At 46.2% G+C, this 21,218-nt stretch carries 12 protein-coding genes and 1 riboswitch; of the genes, 4 read left to right on the forward strand and 8 right to left on the reverse strand.

Annotation, left to right across the window (positions count from 1 at the left end; genetic code table 11):
• The first annotated feature begins 6 nt into the window (after positions 1 to 6).
• Positions 7 to 1,623, forward strand: a complete 1,617-nt coding sequence (locus RIN81_RS07860; protein WP_309089035.1) for a M14 family metallopeptidase — start codon at positions 7 to 9, stop codon at positions 1,621 to 1,623.
• Between the two features lie 52 nt (positions 1,624 to 1,675).
• On the opposite strand, the gene RIN81_RS07865 is transcribed toward RIN81_RS07860, so the two are convergent.
• The 3 genes from RIN81_RS07865 to serC form a co-directional block, all read right to left on the reverse strand.
• Complete coding sequence (locus tag RIN81_RS07865; protein WP_309089037.1) at positions 1,676 to 5,068, reverse strand: S8 family peptidase; 3,393 nt, start codon at positions 5,066 to 5,068, stop codon at positions 1,676 to 1,678.
• 146 nt (positions 5,069 to 5,214) lie between these two features.
• On the reverse strand, positions 5,215 to 6,375 hold the full coding sequence (locus tag RIN81_RS07870; RefSeq protein WP_309089395.1) for a phosphoglycerate dehydrogenase: 1,161 nt from the start codon (positions 6,373 to 6,375) through the stop codon (positions 5,215 to 5,217).
• A 24-nt stretch (positions 6,376 to 6,399) separates the two neighbouring features.
• A complete protein-coding gene (gene serC, locus RIN81_RS07875; protein WP_309089039.1) occupies positions 6,400 to 7,494 on the reverse strand; it encodes a 3-phosphoserine/phosphohydroxythreonine transaminase in 1,095 nt (364 codons plus the stop codon).
• 455 nt (positions 7,495 to 7,949) lie between these two features.
• On the opposite strand from serC, the gene RIN81_RS07880 reads away from it, so the two are divergent.
• The gene (locus RIN81_RS07880; protein WP_309089041.1) at positions 7,950 to 8,108 is read left to right on the forward strand and encodes a hypothetical protein; all 159 of its coding nucleotides are present in this window, start codon (positions 7,950 to 7,952) and stop codon (positions 8,106 to 8,108) included.
• 557 nt (positions 8,109 to 8,665) lie between these two features.
• Positions 8,666 to 9,928, forward strand: a complete 1,263-nt coding sequence (gene uraA / locus RIN81_RS07885) for a uracil permease (RefSeq protein WP_309089043.1) — start codon at positions 8,666 to 8,668, stop codon at positions 9,926 to 9,928.
• 37 nt (positions 9,929 to 9,965) lie between these two features.
• Here the strand turns inward: uraA and RIN81_RS07890 are convergent, their stop codons facing one another.
• Complete coding sequence (locus RIN81_RS07890) at positions 9,966 to 10,838, reverse strand: CvfB family protein (RefSeq protein WP_309089045.1); 873 nt, start codon at positions 10,836 to 10,838, stop codon at positions 9,966 to 9,968.
• Between the two features lie 126 nt (positions 10,839 to 10,964).
• Between RIN81_RS07890 and RIN81_RS07895 the strand changes: the two genes are divergently transcribed.
• Positions 10,965 to 11,093 carry a hypothetical protein gene (locus RIN81_RS07895; protein ID WP_309089047.1) on the forward strand — a complete coding sequence of 43 codons (129 nt, stop codon included), beginning with the start codon at positions 10,965 to 10,967 and terminating at the stop codon, positions 11,091 to 11,093.
• Positions 11,094 to 11,127: 34 nt separating this feature from the next.
• On the opposite strand, the gene RIN81_RS07900 is transcribed toward RIN81_RS07895, so the two are convergent.
• The 4 genes from RIN81_RS07900 to RIN81_RS07915 form a co-directional block, all read right to left on the reverse strand.
• Entirely contained in the window at positions 11,128 to 16,068 is a 4,941-nt protein-coding gene (locus tag RIN81_RS07900) for a lamin tail domain-containing protein (protein ID WP_309089049.1), read from the reverse strand.
• Between the two features lie 147 nt (positions 16,069 to 16,215).
• Positions 16,216 to 17,256: a ribonucleotide-diphosphate reductase subunit beta gene (locus tag RIN81_RS07905; protein ID WP_242231957.1), complete on the reverse strand. Its 1,041-nt coding sequence runs from the start codon at positions 17,254 to 17,256 to the stop codon at positions 16,216 to 16,218.
• Between the two features lie 12 nt (positions 17,257 to 17,268).
• Positions 17,269 to 19,494, reverse strand: a complete 2,226-nt coding sequence (locus tag RIN81_RS07910; protein WP_309089057.1) for a ribonucleoside-diphosphate reductase subunit alpha — start codon at positions 19,492 to 19,494, stop codon at positions 17,269 to 17,271.
• A 141-nt stretch (positions 19,495 to 19,635) separates the two neighbouring features.
• Positions 19,636 to 19,805: riboswitch (cobalamin riboswitch) on the reverse strand.
• Between the two features lie 143 nt (positions 19,806 to 19,948).
• Positions 19,949 to 21,193, reverse strand: coding sequence for an S-layer homology domain-containing protein (locus RIN81_RS07915; RefSeq protein WP_309089058.1), 1,245 nt, complete (start codon positions 21,191 to 21,193; stop codon positions 19,949 to 19,951).
• Positions 21,194 to 21,218: the final 25 nt, after the last annotated feature.

Here is a 21,218-nt window from a genome sequence, read left to right on the forward strand (position 1 = left end):
GTTATAATGAAAAAGTGGCTGTCTTTTTCTCTCATCGTTCTTCTCCTGAGCGCCCTGTTGCCATCCACTGCTGCACAGGCTGCCTCATATTTACTGACAAAAGTGGATACAACAATTTACACCCCACCTTCCTCTGCTGAACAGCAGGCTGTGCTGACACCGATTCCCGCCCGCACAAATGTAAAAGTAATAGAGGAGCAGGAAACGAGAGTCCGTGTTTCCTGGCAGGGGATCAATGGCTTTATTGCAAAAGAAGATTTAATAATAGAAGAGAATGGACAAGCAGAGGCATCCAGCTCTTACATTCGCCTCGAACACGATGCAGAATTATTTCAAAAGAAAAATGGAGCTTACGTGAAAACGGGGCGCCTTTTAACAGGAGAAATATTTAAAAAAACGGGCACGGAAAATGGGTACGTTTCATTCGTATTGGGTAATACAACCGCTTATGTTTCCGAAACAGCTGTTACATACTTGCCGGAAGCATCTCTCGCTGGCGGCGTACAACCCGGCTATGTGTTTCAAAAGCGGGCGATTACCCGGAAAACAGTCGACCTGCTTTATTCGAAAAACGGCCGGTTAACATCACTTGGCCGCCTGCAGGCAGGCACCCTGCTTCAAACACGCGCCGCTTACCGTGATTATTACATTGTCGACATTGGCGGCCGGACAGCTTATATTCTTAAAGCAGATATGACCTTGTATACCGGTAACTATGTAAACCCGTTTAAAACGATGACGTATGAGCAAATGGTGCAAGACTTAAAAGAGCTTGCGCTTTGGCATTCGGATATCGCTTCCTTAGAGGTGATCGGCAAATCGGTGGACGGCCGTAGTTTATATGCTCTCCGGCTGGGCACTGGCAAAGAAGAAGTGCTCCTTAACGGCTCGCATCATGCGCGTGAGCATATTACAACAAACGTAGTAATGGAAATGGCCGATCAATACGCCCATCTGTTTCACACGAATGGCTCTATGCATGGCTATCCAGCCCGGTCCATTTTAAAGAAAACTTCTATTTATATGGTGCCGATGGTGAACCCGGACGGCGTTTCTCTCGTACAGCTCGGAGCGGGCAGTGCGAAAAACAAAGACGCCATTTTGAAGTTAAACGGCGGCAGTACGAATTTTTCTGCCTGGAAAGCGAATATACGCGGTGTTGATTTAAACCGTCAATACCCGGCAGACTGGCGTAACATCTGCTGTAACCCTGGCAAGCCTTCTTCCCAAAACTATAAAGGGCCAAGCCCACTCAGTGAACCCGAATCAAAAGCGATGTATGACTTCACGCTCAAGCATTCTTTTAAAGCGAGCGCAGCTTATCACAGCTCCGGCCAAATTATTTACTGGCATTATTACCAGTCAGGTGCCCGCAAATCACGTGACCTGGCTGTAGCAAAGCGGGTAAGCCAAAAAACGGGCTATAGCTTAGTCGCCCCACAGTCTAACCCAAGCGGCGGCGGCTACACGGACTGGTTTATTCAAAACGAGCAAAAGCCGGGTTTGACAATTGAAGTGTCGCCATACGTTGGCAGCCGCCCTGTTCCTATTGTTTATTTCTCAAGCATCTGGCAGCAAAACAACTCGGTTGGCCTGATGCTGGCAAATGAAACAATCCAGTAACATGAAACGAATTCAGATTCATAAAAAAGCAGAGGGCTCAGCCCTCTGCTTTTTATTTTTTCACAATTAATTGATACGGTGCCGTTGAAGCAGTGCCGCTCGCTTCACTCAGTTCAATAAAATATTTTCCTTTTGGCAAATTCAGTGATGCCAGTTCTTCATCATTTTTACCGTACTGGTCAAAGGACGCAACAAGCGCTCCTTTGGCATTGTATACGGCCATCACGCCATCCAGGTTTTGACCGGCTGAGAACGCAAGGGAAACCGTGCCCTGCTTCGTAAGATTTAAAACGAAGTGATCTACATCTCCAAACGATACACCGCTATTAAAGTAGCCGCGTGCTCCGTATTTCCCGCCTGTCGTTTTAAGCGGCAGCGGCTTGGTTGGAACATGATTGACCACTTTCGCGTCGCCGTCCGCAAATTCATTGTACGTTGCTCCTACCTTTACTGCATACGGCTGAAGGTTCGGTCCAGCTGATAGAAACGGAGCTGCTTCAATAAAGTAGCCGGTATCTTCCTTCGCTGCAAAGGATGTGTGTACGTCCGTTTCTGTAATCATCATCGAAAATAGATCCGGGCCAAACGGTGTAACCCGGCTCAATTCGTCTTCATCAAGCACTTTGTCTCCATTTACATCTTCATACACCGCACCGCTAAAAATATGTCCGGGGCGCAACTGAAGTGGGATGCTTGCTTTTTGTGCAGCAGTCAGAGCGCTCGCTGTAATATCAAGCGTATAAACACGCGGTTTTCCTTCATTCATAAAATAATAGTAATCAACATCTCCCGATTGAACAAAGTAGTTTTGAACCGCTTTGCCGGCTTTTAAGTTCTGCCCTTCTTCAGGAAGATTATAATCGGTATCTTTTTCTGGCGGTACATCTGCAATCCTCTTTGATGTGAGTGTATACGGATCGGCGGATGCGTTTTCCGCATTGCTCGAAACCATCATAACGTACGTTTTGTTTTTCGTAAGGGCGACATTGATATTTCCTGATCCCATCGAGCCGCCGAGAAGGGCCGCAATCAAATCCGTTTCACCGCCGCTGCCTGAAACAGGGATCAGCTCACCCGTCTCCGAATCTGCTTCTAACAGTGTCGTAGAAGCACTTCGTTCATTTTCCTGACTGGCACTAAATGAGTAAATGCCATCCACTGTCGGTGTAAAGCGGTAGTAGTCTTCGTCATATCCCGACTGGAAGAAGCCTTTCTTGCTGCTGCCGAGTGTGTACGGAATGGCTTTTTCGAGAATTTCCCCGCTTTTCATGCCTCCCTCACCGCCGTCAATTAGCTCATCTTCTTTCATTTCACCGTATTCAGCCGGCGTGACACTTCCATCCATTAAATCATCTTCGAGCGTGCTTTCTTCCGGGAGTCCGTCTTCATCTGCCGGAATAGTTCGTTCTTCTACTTTAAACGTGTAAGGCTGAGCAGATTCGCCGGCTGTTTGTTCTTCAAGCATGGACATATCCAAAGATAAAAGGTCTAAAAGGGAATCCAGGAAAATATCTTCGCTAAATGCGCCATTTGTCACTTCAATCCGGTAGTTCATTCCTGGAACAGCCTGGAATGAAACGGTTTCGCCTTTATTGACCGGCTGGCTGTTTCCGTCTGCAATGCTGTATTCTTCTCCTTCTTCCTCAACATAAACATTGATAGCTGAATTTACCCCGGGAAGAGCGGAGACGGAAAGCGAAACTAACTTTTCTTCTTCTACTGAGAAAGTAAAGAAGTCTGAATCCGGCACGCCTTCTTCACCGCTATAAAGTGTAAAATTATTTTTTGTATATGGAAGAGATGTAATCGCAATTGGGTTTTCAGATGTTGCCTGATCCCGTTCAATCGGACCCCGCTTTTCAGCTTGAAGCGTAAAAGCAGATTTGCCGGCTGCACTGTAATTGCCGTTTGTGTCCTTCACGCCAATGACAAGTGTGCCCGCTTCGCTGGCCGTGTATAAATAACCTTCCTGCCCGCTTGCTGTTGTTTGGTCGACATCACGAAGATACTGAGGATCTCCATCCTCCGGTACAAAATAGAGCTCCATTGCATAATCGTATCCCTTGCTTCCGTTCAGCACCGTCTGTACGTGCTGGCCTTCTGTCACGTTTGCTTTAAACCAGTGAATCGTCTCTGGTGATTTGAAAGCGCCGGTAAAAGACTGCTTTCCTGACTTGATTTCTTTAGCTGTTTTCAAGATCGTTTCACCGGATACGTCCGGGCGCTTCGGAAGCTTTTTCGTATCAAATTTCAGCGCATTAAGCGGGTTAATCAATCCGTTTCCATACGTTAAATCGTAGCCTTTTTCACCAAGATCTGTAGCCGTCTGCTCCAAAATATATTCAATGTCGAAAGCTGTTAAATTTGGATACTTAGACTTTAAGAGTCCCGCTGCAGCTGCGACCATCGGCGATGCCATTGAAGTACCAGTCAGCCGTTCAAATTTAGATCCTGCCTCTGCATTGTAGGATGTGCTGTAAATGTTTTCACCCGGTGCTACCACATCAACAGAGGAACCGTAGTTAGAGCTGTCAGATAACGTTTTTGCTCCATTGATATTCCCCACACTGATAACCCCCGGATAAGCAGCCGGATAAGAATATTGATCCGTTGCTTCATTGCCTGCCGCTGCAACGACGACAACCCCGGAATCAATCGCATATTGAATCGCTTCTTCTACAACAGGAGAAGGCATAAAGCCGCCAAGGCTCAGGTTGATTACATCTGCTCCCTGGTCGACAGAGTAGGTAATGCCTTCTGCAATCGTAAAGTCATTGGCTCCCATAGAACCGTTAAATACATCAACCGGCAAAATGTTTGCATTTGGAAACACGCCATATCCGCCAAGACCGTTATCCTTCGTGGAGGCGATAATGCCTGCTACGTGTGTTCCATGCAGGTCACGAACCGGATTTCGCGCCGGATTAGCCGCATTATATGGCTTTAATAAATTTGCTTTTAAATCAGGATGCTTATAGTCCACCCCGCCGTCCACTACCGCGATGGTGACTTTGTTTTTCCCCGCATACGAAAGAGTTTTTCCTATATTGAGCATGGCTAAGTGATCCATATTCGCTGCTTTTGGATCTGGTTTAGCGGCAAATGCTTTGTATTGAATGCTCGGCGTAATCGCTGTTACTTCTGAACGATTTTTATAAACACTGATCACGTCGCTCAGCTTTTTAGACGCCGGCACCCGCACCACGTCATATTTCAAGCCGGACAGACGCTTTACAAGAGACACACCTGCTTTTTTATGTACACTTTGCGGCAGTGCTTTTGAATATTTAATCACTAGTGTCCGAGAATCTGTTACCTGCTTGTCCGATTGAGCTGCTTTATATTGTGCTTCTTTGTCAGCTGACGGCACCTCTGCCAAAGCGGCTCCCGGCATAAGAAGTGAGACACTCACAGCCGCAGCCATCATTTGTTGCCATTTTTTCAAAGTAGATCCCCCATTCACATTTTCCTTCTCTTCATCATACAGGAAAAAATACCAATTGGTTTCAAATTTTTTCAAGTTTTGAAATTTATTTTTGTCCAGTACAAAAAGAGATTCTGGGTAAAAACCCAGAATCTCTTTTTCTCGTTTTAGATAATACGCGCTGTAATTACGCCAGAAATACTCAGCAGCTTTTCTGTTAAACCAGGAATCACATCCCCGTTTACTTGATTGTCAATATCAATCAATGTGTACGCGTAGTCACCTTTACTGCGGTTTACCATGTCCGCAATATTCAAGTCATAGTCAGAAAGAGCACCTGTGATCTGGCCGACCATGTTTGGCACGTTTTTATGTGCTACAGTCACACGGCGTTTGCCGGTAAACGGAATTTCTACGTTGCCGAAATTCACGGAGTTTTTAATGTTTCCTGTTTCTAAGTACTCTTTCATTTGGCGTGCTGCCATAACGGCGCAGTTTTCTTCTGATTCTGTTGTAGACGCGCCAAGGTGAGGAATCGGAACAACATTTTTCATGCCAATAACGTTTTCGTTCGGGAAGTCTGTTACGTATTTGCCGACTTTGCCGCTTTCAAGTGCTGCCCGCATATCCTCTTCGTTCACAAGCTCGCCACGTGAGAAGTTCAAAATAGTAGCACCATTTTTCATAATAGAAAACGCTTCTTTGTTGAACATGCCGCGTGTGTTATCCGTTAATGGCACGTGCACTGTAATGTAGTCGCTCGCCGCAAACAATTGTTCAATTGTCAAAGCGCGCTGTACGTTACGAGAAAGGTTCCAAGCAGTGTCAACCGAAATGAACGGGTCAAAGCCGATTACATCCATATCAAGGTCAAGCGCATTGTTCGCAACCAAGGCCCCAATATGGCCAAGACCGATAACGCCAAGCGTTTTGCCTTTTATTTCACGGCCGACAAATTGCTTTTTACCTGCTTCAACAAGCTTTGGAATCGCATCTCCCTGGCCCTGTAACTCTTTTGTCCAGCTGACGCCGTCAAACAAGTTGCGGGAAACAGCCATAATTGTTGTCAGGATCAATTCTTTTACAGCATTGGCATTAGCACCCGGCGTGTTGAAAACCACAATGCCGCGCTCTGTGCATTCTTGTACAGGAATATTGTTTACACCGGCACCAGCGCGGGCAATCGCTTTAAGACTGCCGCTGAACTCTGTATCATGCAGGTTGGCACTGCGCAAAATAATGCCGTCTGGTGTGTTTGTGTCGTCGTTTACTTGAAAATTATCTGCATTGTGGAATACGTTCATACCGATATCGGCAATATTGTTCATGGATTTAATAGTATACACGTCTCGTTACTTCCCTTCCGCTGAATGAGTCTGTTCGAATTCTTGCATAAAAGCGACAAGTGCTTTGACGCCTTCAACCGGCATAGCGTTATAAATACTTGCGCGCATGCCGCCAACTGAACGGTGTCCTTTTAATGTTTCAAGTCCTTTTGCTTTTGCTTCTTTCACAAACAGTGCGTCTAGTTCTTCACTTGGTGATACAAATGGAATGTTCATCAGAGAACGAGCTTCCTTCGCAATCGGTGAACTGAACATAGCCGATTGATCAAGATAGTCGTACAAAATAGCCGCTTTTTCCCGGTTGATGCTTTCCATTGCGTTGATACCGCCTAAGCTTTCTAACCATTCAAATACAAGCTTCGCCATGTAAATCGCAAACGTTGGCGGTGTGTTATAAAGCGACTCGCTGTCTGCGTGCGTTTTGTAATCCAGCATGGTCGGAACGGAGTCATCCGCTTTTCCAATTAAATCTTCACGGATAATCACAAGCGTCAAGCCGGCCGGACCGACATTTTTCTGCGCCCCTGCGTAAATGATGCCAAATTTTGACACATCGATTTCCGTTGATAAGATATTGGAAGACATATCTGCCACAAGCGGCACATTGCCTGTATCCGGAATCTGTTCAAAAACCGTTCCTTCTATTGTATTGTTTGTTGTGATATGAACGAAATCCGCTTCTGGATCGATCATATCCGCTGTTACGGTTGGGATGTAACTGAAGTTTTTATCTTCAGAAGATGCAATAACACGTACTTCCCCGTATTTTTTCGCTTCTTTAATTGCTTTTTTCGACCAGGAGCCTGTATTCACAAAATCCGCTTTTTTGCTGCCGGAAAACAAGTTCATCGGCACCATGGCGAACTGCTGGGAAGCGCCCCCTTGAAGGAATAACACTTTGTAGTTGTCCGGAATATTCATCAGCTTGCGAAGAACGGATTCCGCTGTTTCAATGATTTCTGTAAACCATTTCGAGCGATGGCTCAGCTCCATCACCGCCATGCCGGAACCTGCGTAATTTGTCAGTTCGGCTTGTGCTTTTTGGAGTACCTCAAGAGGCAACATGGAAGGACCTGCTGAGAAATTATAAACTCGTGTCATCATACTACTCCTTCATTCGTGTTATTTTCGATAATCTGAAAATTTACTACTTTATCAATACCCGAATTATAAAATAACATCCTGTACTTATCAAGGGCTCCTTCCTTTCATTTTCAAGGAAATATTAGATTGTTATCGCTTACAACCCTACGTATGTACACACTTTTCATTTCCGAACATTTTGTTAAATTCCCTTACATTCATTCGCTTTTAAAGACAAGCTGCCCTGCTTATTGACAGCCAGCACCAGAGAGGGCCCCGCCGGCGGTTGAAACCGCGAATGGACAACAGGAGAGCAGATTCGCCAAAAAACGAAAGATTTGTTGTAAAATGAAGCATTTGTTCATCAAACAGCCTCTTACAGCATTTATCGTCAAAAGCCCTTTTTTATCCTGGTAAAACTGGTATATAATGAAAAGCTTGTAGAAGAAGATGTTGTAGAAGAAGTGCCAGCTATGGAGGAAGAACTGCTCATAGAAGAGCCGGAAGAAGAAATTCCTGTTGAGGATTTCATCGACATAAACGGGGATGGCATCATGGATGAGCTGGACGATTTAAATGGAGACGGCGAGGTCAACGAGCTGGACCTAGAAGAACTCCCTGCTGCTTCATAATATGTTTCAAAGAACCTGATATTCAGGTTCTTTCAGACTGTAGATAAATGATATGGATGACCGTGCATATGAGTAGAATGGATCGGCGGCGTCCAGGCAGCTCCGCTTACCATGGGGCAGGCACTGAGCCCGTCTTCGCCTGACGGCTCCACCGGTCTCCGCTACCCGCTGAGTCTGCGCTGCCCTCCCGCCGCCAAGTGGCTTGCGACAAGATTGTATAGTATAGAGCTGATAAGGTCGTATCTTTCTGTTTTTAAAAAAGAAGTTTCTATTTGGTCCTTGTGTATTGATCTTCAAAACCACTTAGTGAAGCCTGCCGGACGAAGACTCCTGCGGGAAGTACAGTGAGTCGAGAGACCCCGCAGGCGCAGCCGAGGAGGCTCCCGCACTGCCCGCGGAACGCGAAGTCCGGCAGGCTTCACTTATCGGCTCTTTTTAAAAGCGAAAGACTTTGTCTACAGACTAAAAGAACCTGATATTCAGGTTCTTTTTTTGTAGTCAGATGACGATTTTTGAAGTATAATGACTACAATTTGTGTATTTAGGAGGAAGATCATTTGCGTACTTATCAAGTTGACGAGCGGCCGCCAATTCCGGCTCTGATTCCGCTTAGCTTGCAGCATTTATTCGCCATGTTTGGGTCAACGGTCCTTGTTCCGGTTTTGTTTGGCGTAAACCCAGCGACGATTTTATTAATGAATGGTATCGGTACATTATTGTACATTTTTCTTTGTAAAGGTCAGATTCCGGCTTACCTCGGATCCAGCTTCGCTTTTTTATCGCCTGTCTTTTTAGTACTTGAAGGCGGCAGTTACGAGCAGGCATTAGGCGGTTTTATTGTCGTCGGCCTTATTTTCATTCTCGTTTCAGGAATTATTAAAGTGGCCGGCACCGGCTGGATCGACGTAGTCTTTCCGCCGGCAGCGATGGGCGCGATTGTAGCCGTAATCGGGCTTGAGCTTGTACCGACAGCTGCACAGATGGCGGGCATTATCTCGGACGGTTCAGCAGATTGGTCACCAGACCGCAATACGATTATCGTTTCCATGCTGACGCTTCTTATCACGGTTATTGGCAACGTGATGTTCCGCGGCTTTTTAAAAATTATTCCGATTCTGGTTGGGATTGTTGCCGGGTATATCATTGCGGCGATGTTTGGAATGGTGGATTTCACACCGGTTCGTGAAGCAAAAATGTTCGCTCTCCCGCAATTTTATTCGCCGGAGTTTCATTGGTCGAGTATTGCCATTATTGCTCCTGCCGCGCTTGTCGTAATCGCCGAGCACATCGGGCACCTTGTAGTTACACAAAATATCGTAGACCGTGATTTAATGAAAAAACCAGGTCTCGGTGTTTCTTTATTCGGAAACGGAATTTCAACGGTCATTTCTGGTTTTGTCGGCTCAACGCCAAACACCACATATGGTGAAAATATTGGTGTTTTAGCTCTGTCAAAAGTGTATTCTGTTTGGGTCATTGGCGGTGCAGCGGTTATGGCGATCCTGCTATCGTTTTTCGGCAAACTCGCTGCGCTTATTTCGACGATTCCAGGTCCGGTTATGGGCGGCATCTCCCTGCTTCTATTCGGTATTATTGCGGCAAGCGGCCTGCGCATGCTTGTAGATTCACGGGTGGATTATTCTAAAACAACGAACATGATCTTAACAACGATCGTGCTTGTGATCGGTTTATCAGGCGCTACGTTCACATGGGGCTACCTGCAATTAAAAGGAATGGCGTTAGCAACGGTTGTTGCGATTATTTTAAGCTTGTTCTTTGCCTTGATTAAAAAATTGAATTTATCAAACGACCATGATTAATAAAAAAAGACGCTGCCAATTGAGGCAGCGTCCTTTTTTATTCGCTTTTTTGTTTTGTGCCTGCGTAGGTCCAGCCGCTTTCCTGATAGGCTCTGCCTTCTTTCATCAGCTTGCCGAGCGCCCGTTTAAACGCTCCTTTGCTGATGCCGAACCGTTTTTCGATTTCTTCCGGCAGGCTTTTATCCCAGTATGGCATTTGGCCGCCGCGGCTCATCAAGTAGTCATACACATTTTCCGCATCATCTTTTTGCCGTTCCACACGACGTCCTAAAAGGGAAACATTCACCGATCCGTCGTCGTGCACCGCAATAATGCGTCCTGTAACCTCCTGCCCGACACGCGGTTCATCCTCACGCTCAGTCGGATGCAGGAATGCCCGGTACAAGTCATCGGTAATAATCCACGTACCTGCTTTCCCTGTCCGGTAGACTCTGCCGGTAAAGTCCTTGTTTAAATCGGTTTTATTGGCCCGCTTGGCAATGTCCCAAATTTTTTCTTCTGTTGCCGGCTTCGCAAACAGCCGGCCATTTTTATCAAGCTTAAGTGTGCAGTACAGCTTGTCACCGGCAATCGGCCGTACCTCAAATTTATACGGCAGGTCATCTTCTGACACGAGTGCATCTTTTGAAATGCCGATATTCACAAACACACCATGCTTTATTTCTTCCCCCACAACTTCCACCCAGCCGTATTCGCCAAGCGTAATAAGCGGGCGGTCCATCGTAGACGCAAGCCGGCCGCTGTGGTCCTGATAAAGGAAAACCTCAATCGGTTCGTTCGGATCGAAACCATCTCTTATTTCACTATTATGAAGGAGTACGGCTTCTTCTTCTTCATTTTCAAGAAACCAGCCATATTCTTGTTTGTTTTTTACACGCAGTGTTACGATCGTTCCAGCTTCTAGAGCCATTCACGCACGTCCTTTCCAAAATTCTCATTGCTTCTCATTATATCAGCTTTCCCGCTTGAATGTTTAATAATCCAAGGTTCGGGTACACTTGTAGTACTAAATCGAAACGGGAAGGTGAAAAATATTATGGCTCGTTCATCACGAAGTATGACAAACTTAATTAAAATGGGCATGAAATATGGCCCGATCATTTACCCGATTGTAAAAAAATATTTGGACAAGCGCAGGGCGGCAAAAGTATACCGTCCACGCTAAGTAAAACGCCGGAGCAAATGCTCCGGCGTTTTGTTTATTTTTCTTTTTTGGCTTTCATCGCATTGTCAGATAAAACGGTAAAAGTGGAGAGCTGGGAAGCTGGCAGAATCCAATATCCATTTTCCTCATACCCGCCGGCAGTCTCCCATTGTTTCACTGCTTCATTGTAAAAAGCACCGTTTGTTTTAACCGCTTTGACAGCTTTTCTTAATTTCAATTTGATTTCGACTGGAGCCTCCAATGATACAAATGCATGCTCCCCTGCTTTGACCGCTATGTCGAGTACACTGCTGTGCACCTGCCCAGGCGGGAGTGAAACATCTTTTGCCTGAAGCGTATTTAATGAAACAGAGACCGTTTCCTGCCCAGCTGCCTGCAGTTGAAGAAGAACTTTCTCCGGAACAAGCACACCGTTGCCTTCAGCCGTCTGCATAAAAATCGGCTTCGCTGATTGAACAGCGGAATCGATAATGGACAACGGCAGTCTCCATTCAACACTTTCTCCATCTGCAGTTAACGTCCAATGCTGCTGCCCTTTTTCGATCATCGAATCAGTCACCTCTACAACCGGCAGATTTGATGCCGGCGGCGCTGGCGTGCCACCTTCTTCATTTCCGCTGCCTTGTGAGCCAGTTGTAAACGACCAAATGTCCGACTGGGCTTCTCCGCCAAATGAATCTTTTACTTTCACATACCAGCCATGCTCGGTTGAACGTTGCAGGTCTTTCCAGGAGGTTTTTGCTGTTTCACCATCTTTTATGCCGGATTGAGAGCCGATTTTTTGGTCTGTATACACTTCCGCTTTAAAGAAATCTGTTGCGACCACTTTTTCTTTTGGTGTTAAATCTACGTCAATCGCAAATTCGTCCTTGCCCGGATAGTCGACCGGACTGTAATAATTGTACTGATCGAGGTAAGGCGAATACGTCTGTAAATAGATTTTGTTTTGGATCGGATTTACTTTCATTAAACGGAGAAAGCCTTGTCCGCCTTCCGGCCCTCCCTGATAGTCGGCCAGCATTTGGTAGACACTTCTGTCCGGTGTGCCATCGCCGTTATCATCAATTTGATCTACGAGTGTCTCACTGTCGTGGTAATGGCCAGATAGAACTGCTACGACATTTTTATTCGGCTTTACCACTTCCGCAAACACTTTGTCGCCGATCGGGCTGCGGTTGCCTGACACAAGCAAATACTCATGGAAGCTTAAAATCGCTTTTCGATCCGGATGCTCGGCCAGCACTTTGTTCATCCAGGCAATATCTTCCTCGTCCACACCCCAGCCCATATAAAGCATAATAAAATCATTGCCGTTCGAGCTGATTAAGTCATAGTGGCCCCGATTGTCTTTATAGGACTCACCGTAATAATCCTTCCCGGCAAACCTTGCTTCCCCGAAATACTTGCTGTACTCGTTGTAATCGCCTGTTTTATGGCCGACATCATGATTGCCGGCGAGAACGCCATATGGAACTTTAGCGTTATCAAGTGTTTTCATATACGTATCCGCATGCTCCCATTGATACGGCTGATCCGCTTCATCGACAAGATCACCTGTATGGAACACATACTTTAAGTTCAGCGCTTCTTTTTGTTCTGCAACCCACTTGGTCATGCGGTCAAAAATATGCGGATAGCTTTCCGAATAATACTGGGTGTCTGACATCCAAACAAATGAATAATCAAATTCCGGCGTAGAAGCGATCTCATCCTGCACCATTACCTGCACCTTGCCGTCTTTTACGTAATCAAGCCCTTTTACCTGTCCGGTCAGGGTGAAGTTTTGGTCATCTTCCGCCACTTTCCATTCTTCAAGCTCCCATTTGGAAGCAGCGTAGTTCCATACATACATGGACACTTTCCGGCCAATTAACGATTTCCCTTCCCAATGAAGCGCAATCTCATCGGTTTCATCTACATCTTCATCCACGGCGACTTCAAAGCGGTGGTACGGAAATTTCTCAACAGACTTTGTTTCTACATACTGGCCGTCCGCCTTCGCCATTTTATCCTTATCCGAAACAGCCGATTCATCCGCTGGCGCCAGTTCTTTCGGCGGCTCTTGATCCGCATTGTTTTGGAATACACGCACGCCGGCATCATTTGCTGCGTACTCATAGCCGCGGTAAAATTCCACGTCGAGTGTATCCTTCGTCGGATCGGTGACTTTTACCTCCAGGCCCGCGTTATTCGCATTTACATTTGTCTGTCCGTCTGCAGGCGTTACCGCTTCCGGCGCATATGGCTGCTCTTCCACTACCGTAAAAGCAACCGATTTTTCGGCTTCGTTGCCGGCCCGGTCCACTGCTTTAAATTGAACAGTATGCGCTCCCGGAGACAGCTTTGCTGATGACGTGTCGAGTGGAAGAGAAATTTCTTCGCCATCCAGGTGGGCTGTTAATGTTTCCACATCGGAAGCATCCTCTGCTTCTGCATTAATCGTAAATTCTCCTTTGTATTCTCGGTTTTCTTCAACTGAAGGAATAATAACAGGAGCGCTGTTATCTACTTGAACTTCTGCACGAGCCGAAGAAGATTCGATGAGATGAGGGCCGTCTTCCACTGCTGTTGTCTCCCACTGGTAAGCTTTCGCGGTAAATGCTTCATCCGGCACATGAAAAGTAAAATCCACAACTGGCTTGGCACTTGCTCCGTCACCGACTGAAATTTCTTTAGCTGCGTCGCTGTAAGCGGGATCATACAGTGTCGTACCGTTTTCAAGCACAAGACGCACATTTTTCACGTAAAAATCATCCCGGTTTTCTTCGGAATTCGTATCAAATGGCGATACCTTTGTGCCCGCACGGATAGACATCGTCGTTCCTTCTCCCTGCTTAAACTGGGAAGGGTCAACCGGCACGGTAATCGTTTCATACGTATTGATCGTATCATCAAAAATATGCAGTGTTTCGTCGCCGATCGTTACACCGTTTTTAAAATACAAATTCACTTTTTTCGCATCAAATGCAAAATAAGCGTGTGCCGGCAGGGAAGGTTCTGTTTCACCTGTCACATCCCGTCCGTCGACAGACAGCGTGGACCCCTTGCCAAATGATTTGATCACAGCCGTTTTGCTTAGCAGAGAACCATCCTCTACATTCAAGCCTGTTTCTGCGCTTATATCATTTTCAATTTGGATCGTTTTCACATCTGTTTCGATTTCGTTCGCTCCATCGGATGCTTTCACATAGTACTGCAAGCTTTCTTTGCCGAGCAGATCAGGTGAATACACGGTTTGGGAAAACAAGCCGGTATCAAAGTTCTCGGTTAAATCGACCGACTTATATTCATCCGTTTCGCTTGTTTTGTAAAACAAGCGCATTGTCTTAACGGATTGATCGTCTGTAGCATCAAATGACAGCGTTACATTTTGCCGGGCTGAAATCGGTGCTGTTTCTGTTAAATCTGTTACGACAGGTTCCGTTTCGTCCAATGCCGTTTTCTTTTTTACCGCAGGAACCTGGGCCGCTTCGACAGTTCCGGGTGCAGCAGCTTCTTTTCCAGCACTGTATTTGTACATTTCTCTGCTTCCCGCTTCACGTGGAAAAGAGTACAGAATACCCCTGTCTGCCACCGTGTCATCCACATTCGGCTGATCCAAATAAGCCGCTGTTGAAATGTCGAACCCTGTGTTTGTTGCGATGGAGATGACCCGGGCGCTTCCGTTTGCCATGCCGTCTGCTTGAACTTGGACAATATCTTTGTTTTCTTCCAGGTTTGTTCCATAATGAGCATTAAAGTCGGCAACGGTTTTGGATTGATTTGTACTGTTTTTAATCCAGTACGTCATCGTTTCCCCGGATGGCAGCACCAGGTCTTCTTTGTCTGCCCTCCAGATCAAGTCTCCTTCCGGCCCGTCAGCCGGATACCGGTAGCGGATGGTATAGTCTTTTAAATTAATAGGTTTATCTGTATTGTTATATACTTCAATAAATTCATAGCCATCAAGGCCGGCTATGTTCGCTGAATCCGGCACAATCTCGGTTACAAGCAGATCCGGGACAGCCTGCGGATCGTAATCCAGTCCCGCTGCTTGAATGGTAATGTCTTCTGTCCGTGCCCTGTTTTGGCCGTCAAACGCTTCAATCCGGTATGTGAAATGGTCTGATAAAAGCTGAGACGCTTTAATAACGGCTTCATACGATCCATCCTCTCCCGCTGTCATATCCGCTTCAAGCCAGTCACCGCCTGCTAACGGCTGATATAATACCTTCACACTGTCCAGCTTTGTTTCATCTGTGACGGAAGCGCGGATCACGATATCTTGACCGGCTTCAACCGATTCCACCGGTGTATGGGTAATAATCGGCTTTACCATATCTACTTCGATTGGAGCTTCCGGCCTTTGTCCTTCTATCAGCATACCGGGTGTTGCAGGTTCCGAAGAAGTAAGAACGTCCATTGCCCTCCCGTCCGCGTTTGGCTTCAATTGAATTCCTTTGTTTAATTCTACTTCATTTGGTGTATAAGCGGCAGTTGTTAATAAGTTGCCGGCCGTGTCTGCAACTGACAGACTTCGCTCGGAGCCATTTGCCATTCCGGCAGATTCTATGTATGTAAACTGTGCGTCTGTTAAAGAAGTACCGAATTCAGCATTAAAGTCCGCTAATGTAAGAGATTCGTTTGCTTTGTTTTCAAGCTTTACCCAAACGACCATCGTTTCGCCGGGTGCAATCTCTTTATCTTCTTTAAATACCCAATCGGCTGCTGTTCCGTCTGGATAGCCGTAAACCAGTTTATAATTCTTTAAACTAAACGGCTGGGTACTGTTATTGTACAGCTCAATAAATTCATAGGCATCTGATCCGTTCAGATTGTCACTGTTCGGCAGCAGCTCTGTAATGAGGATAGGCGATATAGTAACCGCTTGCGCAGAAGGCGTTTCTTCTGCATAAGCAGCAAGTGGCGGCGTCACAAGAGATGAAACGGATAAACTGCTGGCGAGCACAAGGGAATAAAAAGGCTTTCTTTTCATGAATGCTGATCCTCCTTTAAATAAACATCTCTTGTCAGTGTAGCGAAAGAATATATGGAGGATATAAATAAAATGTAAAAATCATGTAAAGAAGTCAATAAAAAAAAGCTTCCGCCCGATTTCTCGGGCGGAAGCTTTTTTGATCTATTATAGTTCGTCGAACCCGTTATCCTGCACGTTTACTTTTACGTATTGGCGCGAACGCTGTTCAAAGAAATCCGTTTTACCTAAATCCACATCTTCATATGCTTTAATCCATTTAAGCGGATTTTTGCGGTAATCCGGATACGGCTTTTCATAGCCAAGCTGTGCGCAGCGCACATTGGCGTAGAAGTAGATATATGCTTCTACATCTTCTACATCAAGCCCATCAATTTTATCTCCAATGACTTCACGTGCCCATTCCACTTCAAGCTCAGCCGCTTCTTTGAAAATCGCCTGTACTTTTTCTGCGCGGTCCGGTGTATCCAGCTCCGGATATTCGTTTAAAAGTTCCTGGTAGATTTTCACGAACAAGTCGACGTGAAGCTGTTCGTCACGATTGATATAGTTAATCATTGTGCTTGAAGCGACCATTTTCTGGTGGCGCGCCAAGTGATAAAAGAATGCAAAGCCTGAATAGAAAAACAAGCCTTCCAAAATGACATCGTGTACGATTGACTCCAGCATATTTTCCACGGTTGGGTTTTCCGCAAAGGACTGGTAGCCTTTTACGATAAAGTCATTGCGTTTTTCCAGAACCGGCTCACTGCGCCAGTAATCGAATACTTCGTCCTGCTTTGATTTCTGAACAAGGCTGGACAGTACGTAGGAGTAAGAATGATTATGAATAACCTCCTGCTGCGCCAAAATAATCATCAGCGCCTGCAGGCTTGAATCCGTTAAGTAGTCTGCTACTTTCCCTGCATAGTCTGTTTGGATGCTGTCTAAGAGGGCAAGCAGGCCGATAATTTTCAAAAACGCTTCCCGCTCGCTGTCTTCGAGATTCGGAAATTGTTTCACGTCATTGCTCATGTTAATTTCAAACGGAGTCCAGAAATTTCCAAGCATCCGTTTATACTTTGGATACGCCCAGTCAAACTTAACGTCATCCCAGTTTAAAACGTTGGATGAACGGCCATTTACAATGGCCGTCGAACGGTTTGGTGCTTCTTTATCCATTAATTTTCGTTTTTCAATAAGTGTCATGGTGTTCTCTCCTTAGCTTGAGCAAGATTCGCACTCAAGTAGTTCCACAGATGTTGAACGAACATAATACGTTGTTTTTAATCCTTGTTTCCAGCCGGCCAGGTGCAGATCAAGCAATTCTTTCGCTTTAATTGTGTTTTGCACGTATAGGTTCAGCGAAACACCCTGGTCAATATGGCGCTGTCGCGCAGCATTTTGGCGCAATGTCCAGTGCTGGTCGATAAAGTAAGCGGATTTGTAGAACCATGTTGTTTCCGCGTTTAGATCTGGTACGGTTACAGGAATTTTATAATCTTTCTTTTCCTCAGAGTAGCTCTTTTGGAAAATTGGATCGATACTCGCTGTGCTTCCGGCAATGATCGATGTAGACGAGTTTGGTGCAACGGCCATCAAGTAGCCGTTACGCATACCGTTTTCCCGTACCTCTTTACGAAGTGCTTCCCACTCGTCTCCTTCATAGCCGCGTGCATCAAAATAAGCACCTGTCTGCCAGTCGGATCCTTCAAACAATGGGTAAGCCCCTTTTTCTTTTGCCAGTTCCATAGACGCTTGAATCGTCAGACGAGCAATTGTTCCGTACAGCTCATCAGCATACTGAACAGCTTCGTCTGATTCCCAGCGGATGTTTTTCAGCGCCAGCAGGTGATGCCAGCCGAATGTGCCAAGACCGATGCCGCGGTAACGGCTGTTTGTCCGTTCTGCCTGCGGTACTGGAATCATGTTTAAATCAATAACGTTATCCAGCATGCGCACCTGTACGCGAATCAAGCGCTCCAATACATCTGCCGGCACTGCTTTACCAAGATTGATAGAAGACAAGTTACATACAACAAAGTCACCTGGCTTTTTGCGCGTCACAATCACATCGTCTTCAAGCTGAATAGACTGGAATTCTGTTGCACTCATATTTTGGAAGATTTCGGTACACAGATTACTAGAATAAACCATTCCTTCATGCTTGTTCGGGTTGCGGCGGTTTACTTCATCACGGTAGAACATAAACGGTACGCCTGTTTCAAGCTGCGAGCGCATAATGCGTTTCATAATGTCGATCGCCTGTACCGTTTCACGGGAAAGCTGATCGTTTTGTACGCACTGCTCATATTTTTCACGGAATGAGCCTTTGCCGCGCGACTCATCATAGAAGTCCTCAAGCGAGAAGCCCATAACTGTGCGAACTTCATGCGGATCAAACAAGTGCCACTCTTCACGCGCATCTACTTTTTCCATAAACAAGTCTGGAAGACATACGCCTGTGAAAATATCATGCGCACGAAGACGCTCGTCACCGTTGTTTAATTTCAAATCAAGGAAAGCAAAAACGTCTTTGTGCCAAACATCTAAGTAGACCGCTATCGCACCCTGGCGCTGGCCAAGCTGGTCAACGCTGACCGCTGTGTTGTTCAACTGCTTAATCCACGGAAGAACACCGCTTGATGCGCCTTTGAATCCGCGGATAGAAGAACCGCGGCTGCGTACTTTACCCATGTAAACGCCGATGCCGCCGCCGTATTTAGATAACGTTGCAACATCTGTGTTGCTGTCGTAAATGCCCTGCAGGCTGTCATCCACTGTATCGATAAAGCAGCTTGAAAGCTGTCCGTACGGTTTGCCCGCATTTGACAACGTTGGTGTTGCTACGGTCATATATAAGTTGCTCATTGCCCAGTAAGATTCGGCAATTTTCGCTAGACGGTTATCCGTTTCGTTTTGCATAAGCGTCATGGCAATCGTCAGCCAGCGTTCCTGTGGAAGCTCAACTGGTGTTTTATCAAAATCACGAACCACATAGCGGTCCATCAGCATCTTAAGTCCAATGTATGTAAACAGCTGGTCGCGTTCTGGCTGAATAAGCTTGCCGATCTCTTCAAGCTCTTCTTTTGTATAAGATTCGATCAGACGGTTATCATAAAGTCCTTTTTCCGTTTCGCGGTGAAGATAGTCAGCAAAAGCCGTATAAACGTCTTTGGCTTCTACGCCTCTTTTTGCTGCAATCGCACGGTATGTTTGATGCAGATAAATACGTGCCGCTACAAACGTCCAATAGGGCTCTTCTTCATCCATAAAGCTGAGCGCTTCAAGCGTCATCGCTTTCGACCAGGCATCCATATCCGCATCCGGGCGCTTTGCCGTCCAGCGCTCGCTTGCGCGGAGAAGCGGTCCGATTTTTTCTTCGCCGAATTCAGTTGTCAGCGTATGTAAAAGTTGATCAATGCCTGAAGCAGTAGTTATGGTCATGAAGTATGTCCTCCTTTTAATATGAGCAAAATAAAAAGAGCGATCGCTCAAGTTTTTTCGACTGAGTCCGCGCTCTAGGTGGGTAAACGTGAAAAATGGCAGAGTTACGCCATCTTCACCTCTCAGCCCCCGAAGAAAGTGGTGCTTACAGAAAAACAGGCAGGTTTCCTGGCTCGTGCGTCGTCCTCCTGCCGCCTTCCCGCTTTCGCAGTGGCCCGGCATTCGTCTGCACTTACAGTTGCGGGGACAGCTCCGGCATCCAACCGGATTCCCTTTACACCATTACTGGTACCTGTTTTCCATCGCATACTATATATTGTGTTTGTTCACGTTGTAAATACTAGCATATTGTATCCTAGATGTACAGTTAAAAAAACAGCTCGAAATGTTCTGTCTTCTTTGTCTATTCGTGCACAAGAAAAGAACTGCCGCCGCCTGGCAGTTCTTTGGGCTGTTATGGCTGCTTGCTGCTCCACACATTAAAAATGGTCATGGCAAATTGTTCACGAGTAATGCCTGCTTCTGGAAGAAATCTAGCAGAGGCACCGCCGGTCATCAGGCCGTTTGCGTAAACAGCATCGATTTCATTCTTTGCCCAGTGAGAAGCCGGAACGTCTGTGAAATGGGCAGGTGCACCTGCTTTTAGATTCAATGCTTTTGTTAATATACGTGCTAGCTGGGCCCGTGTAAGCGGCTGATCCGGATTGAATTTCGGCGCTTTCGCAAAAACGCCCGCTTCAGTGAGCTGTGCAATCGCGCTGTAAGATTTCATGTGTGCAGAAACATCTGAAAACCGTGGATTCGGCGCCGCTTCCGTTTTGCCAAGAATACGCGCTAAAATAATCGCGGCTTCCGCTCTGGTAATCTGGCTTTTAGGGGCAAACGTACCGTCCGCATTTCCTTTAACCATATCATTCTCGGCCAGTTTCATAATCGCCAGGCGTGCTTGGGAGCCGACAGCGGCAATATCAGAAAACGGGTCCGAGTCCGCTGCTCCCTTCCAAACCGCAAAAAATTGATTGGCAATCAGCTGATAGCCGGCTGTATTCGGGTGAATATCGCTCGGGTTTGGCAAATACTCTTCACCGAACTGGGCAGAGGCATCAACAAACGTTGCGGCTTGCTTTTGAGCGGACGTTTTTAATTGCGTATTAAAAAGTGTGAAAAATTCTTTTAAGTGATCTTTTTGCTGTCCTTCTTCCATACGTGGAAACGGAAAATAATAGCCTGTCACATACACATCGACCGTTGGATTCAATGCTTTAATTTGCTGAATACCGGCTGTAAGATTTCGGTCCACCTGCGCGACTGCTTCTAACAGCTTAATGGGATCTGTATTTCCGGCAAGCGCTAATTGAAGCAGATCATTGGCACCTGTTGAGATCGTAATCAGTTCTGCCTGCCGAACCGCTTCCTGTACATCCGTTAAAGAGAGCTTCGCTAAAAACTGGGCGCTCGTTTCACCGGAAACGGCAAATTCTTTCGTAAAAGAAGAGAGTACGCCTTCTTCCTTCAGCTCCGCTGCAATTAAATCGGTGTAGCTCGTTCCAACTGGCACTTTATAAGGCGTCTGGCCGGCCGCAATAGAATCACCGAAAGCGACATAGTCTATTTTCGAAGCAGCTGCGTCTGCTGGCGGCACAAGAAAAATGCCCATGCCCAATACGCCGGCTGAAAGGGCTGATATGTATTTTTTCACTTTTTTTCCTCCCGCACTCGTTTTA

Source organism: Domibacillus sp. (assembly GCF_031181085.1).
Lineage (GTDB): Bacteria > Bacillota > Bacilli > Bacillales > Domibacillaceae > Domibacillus.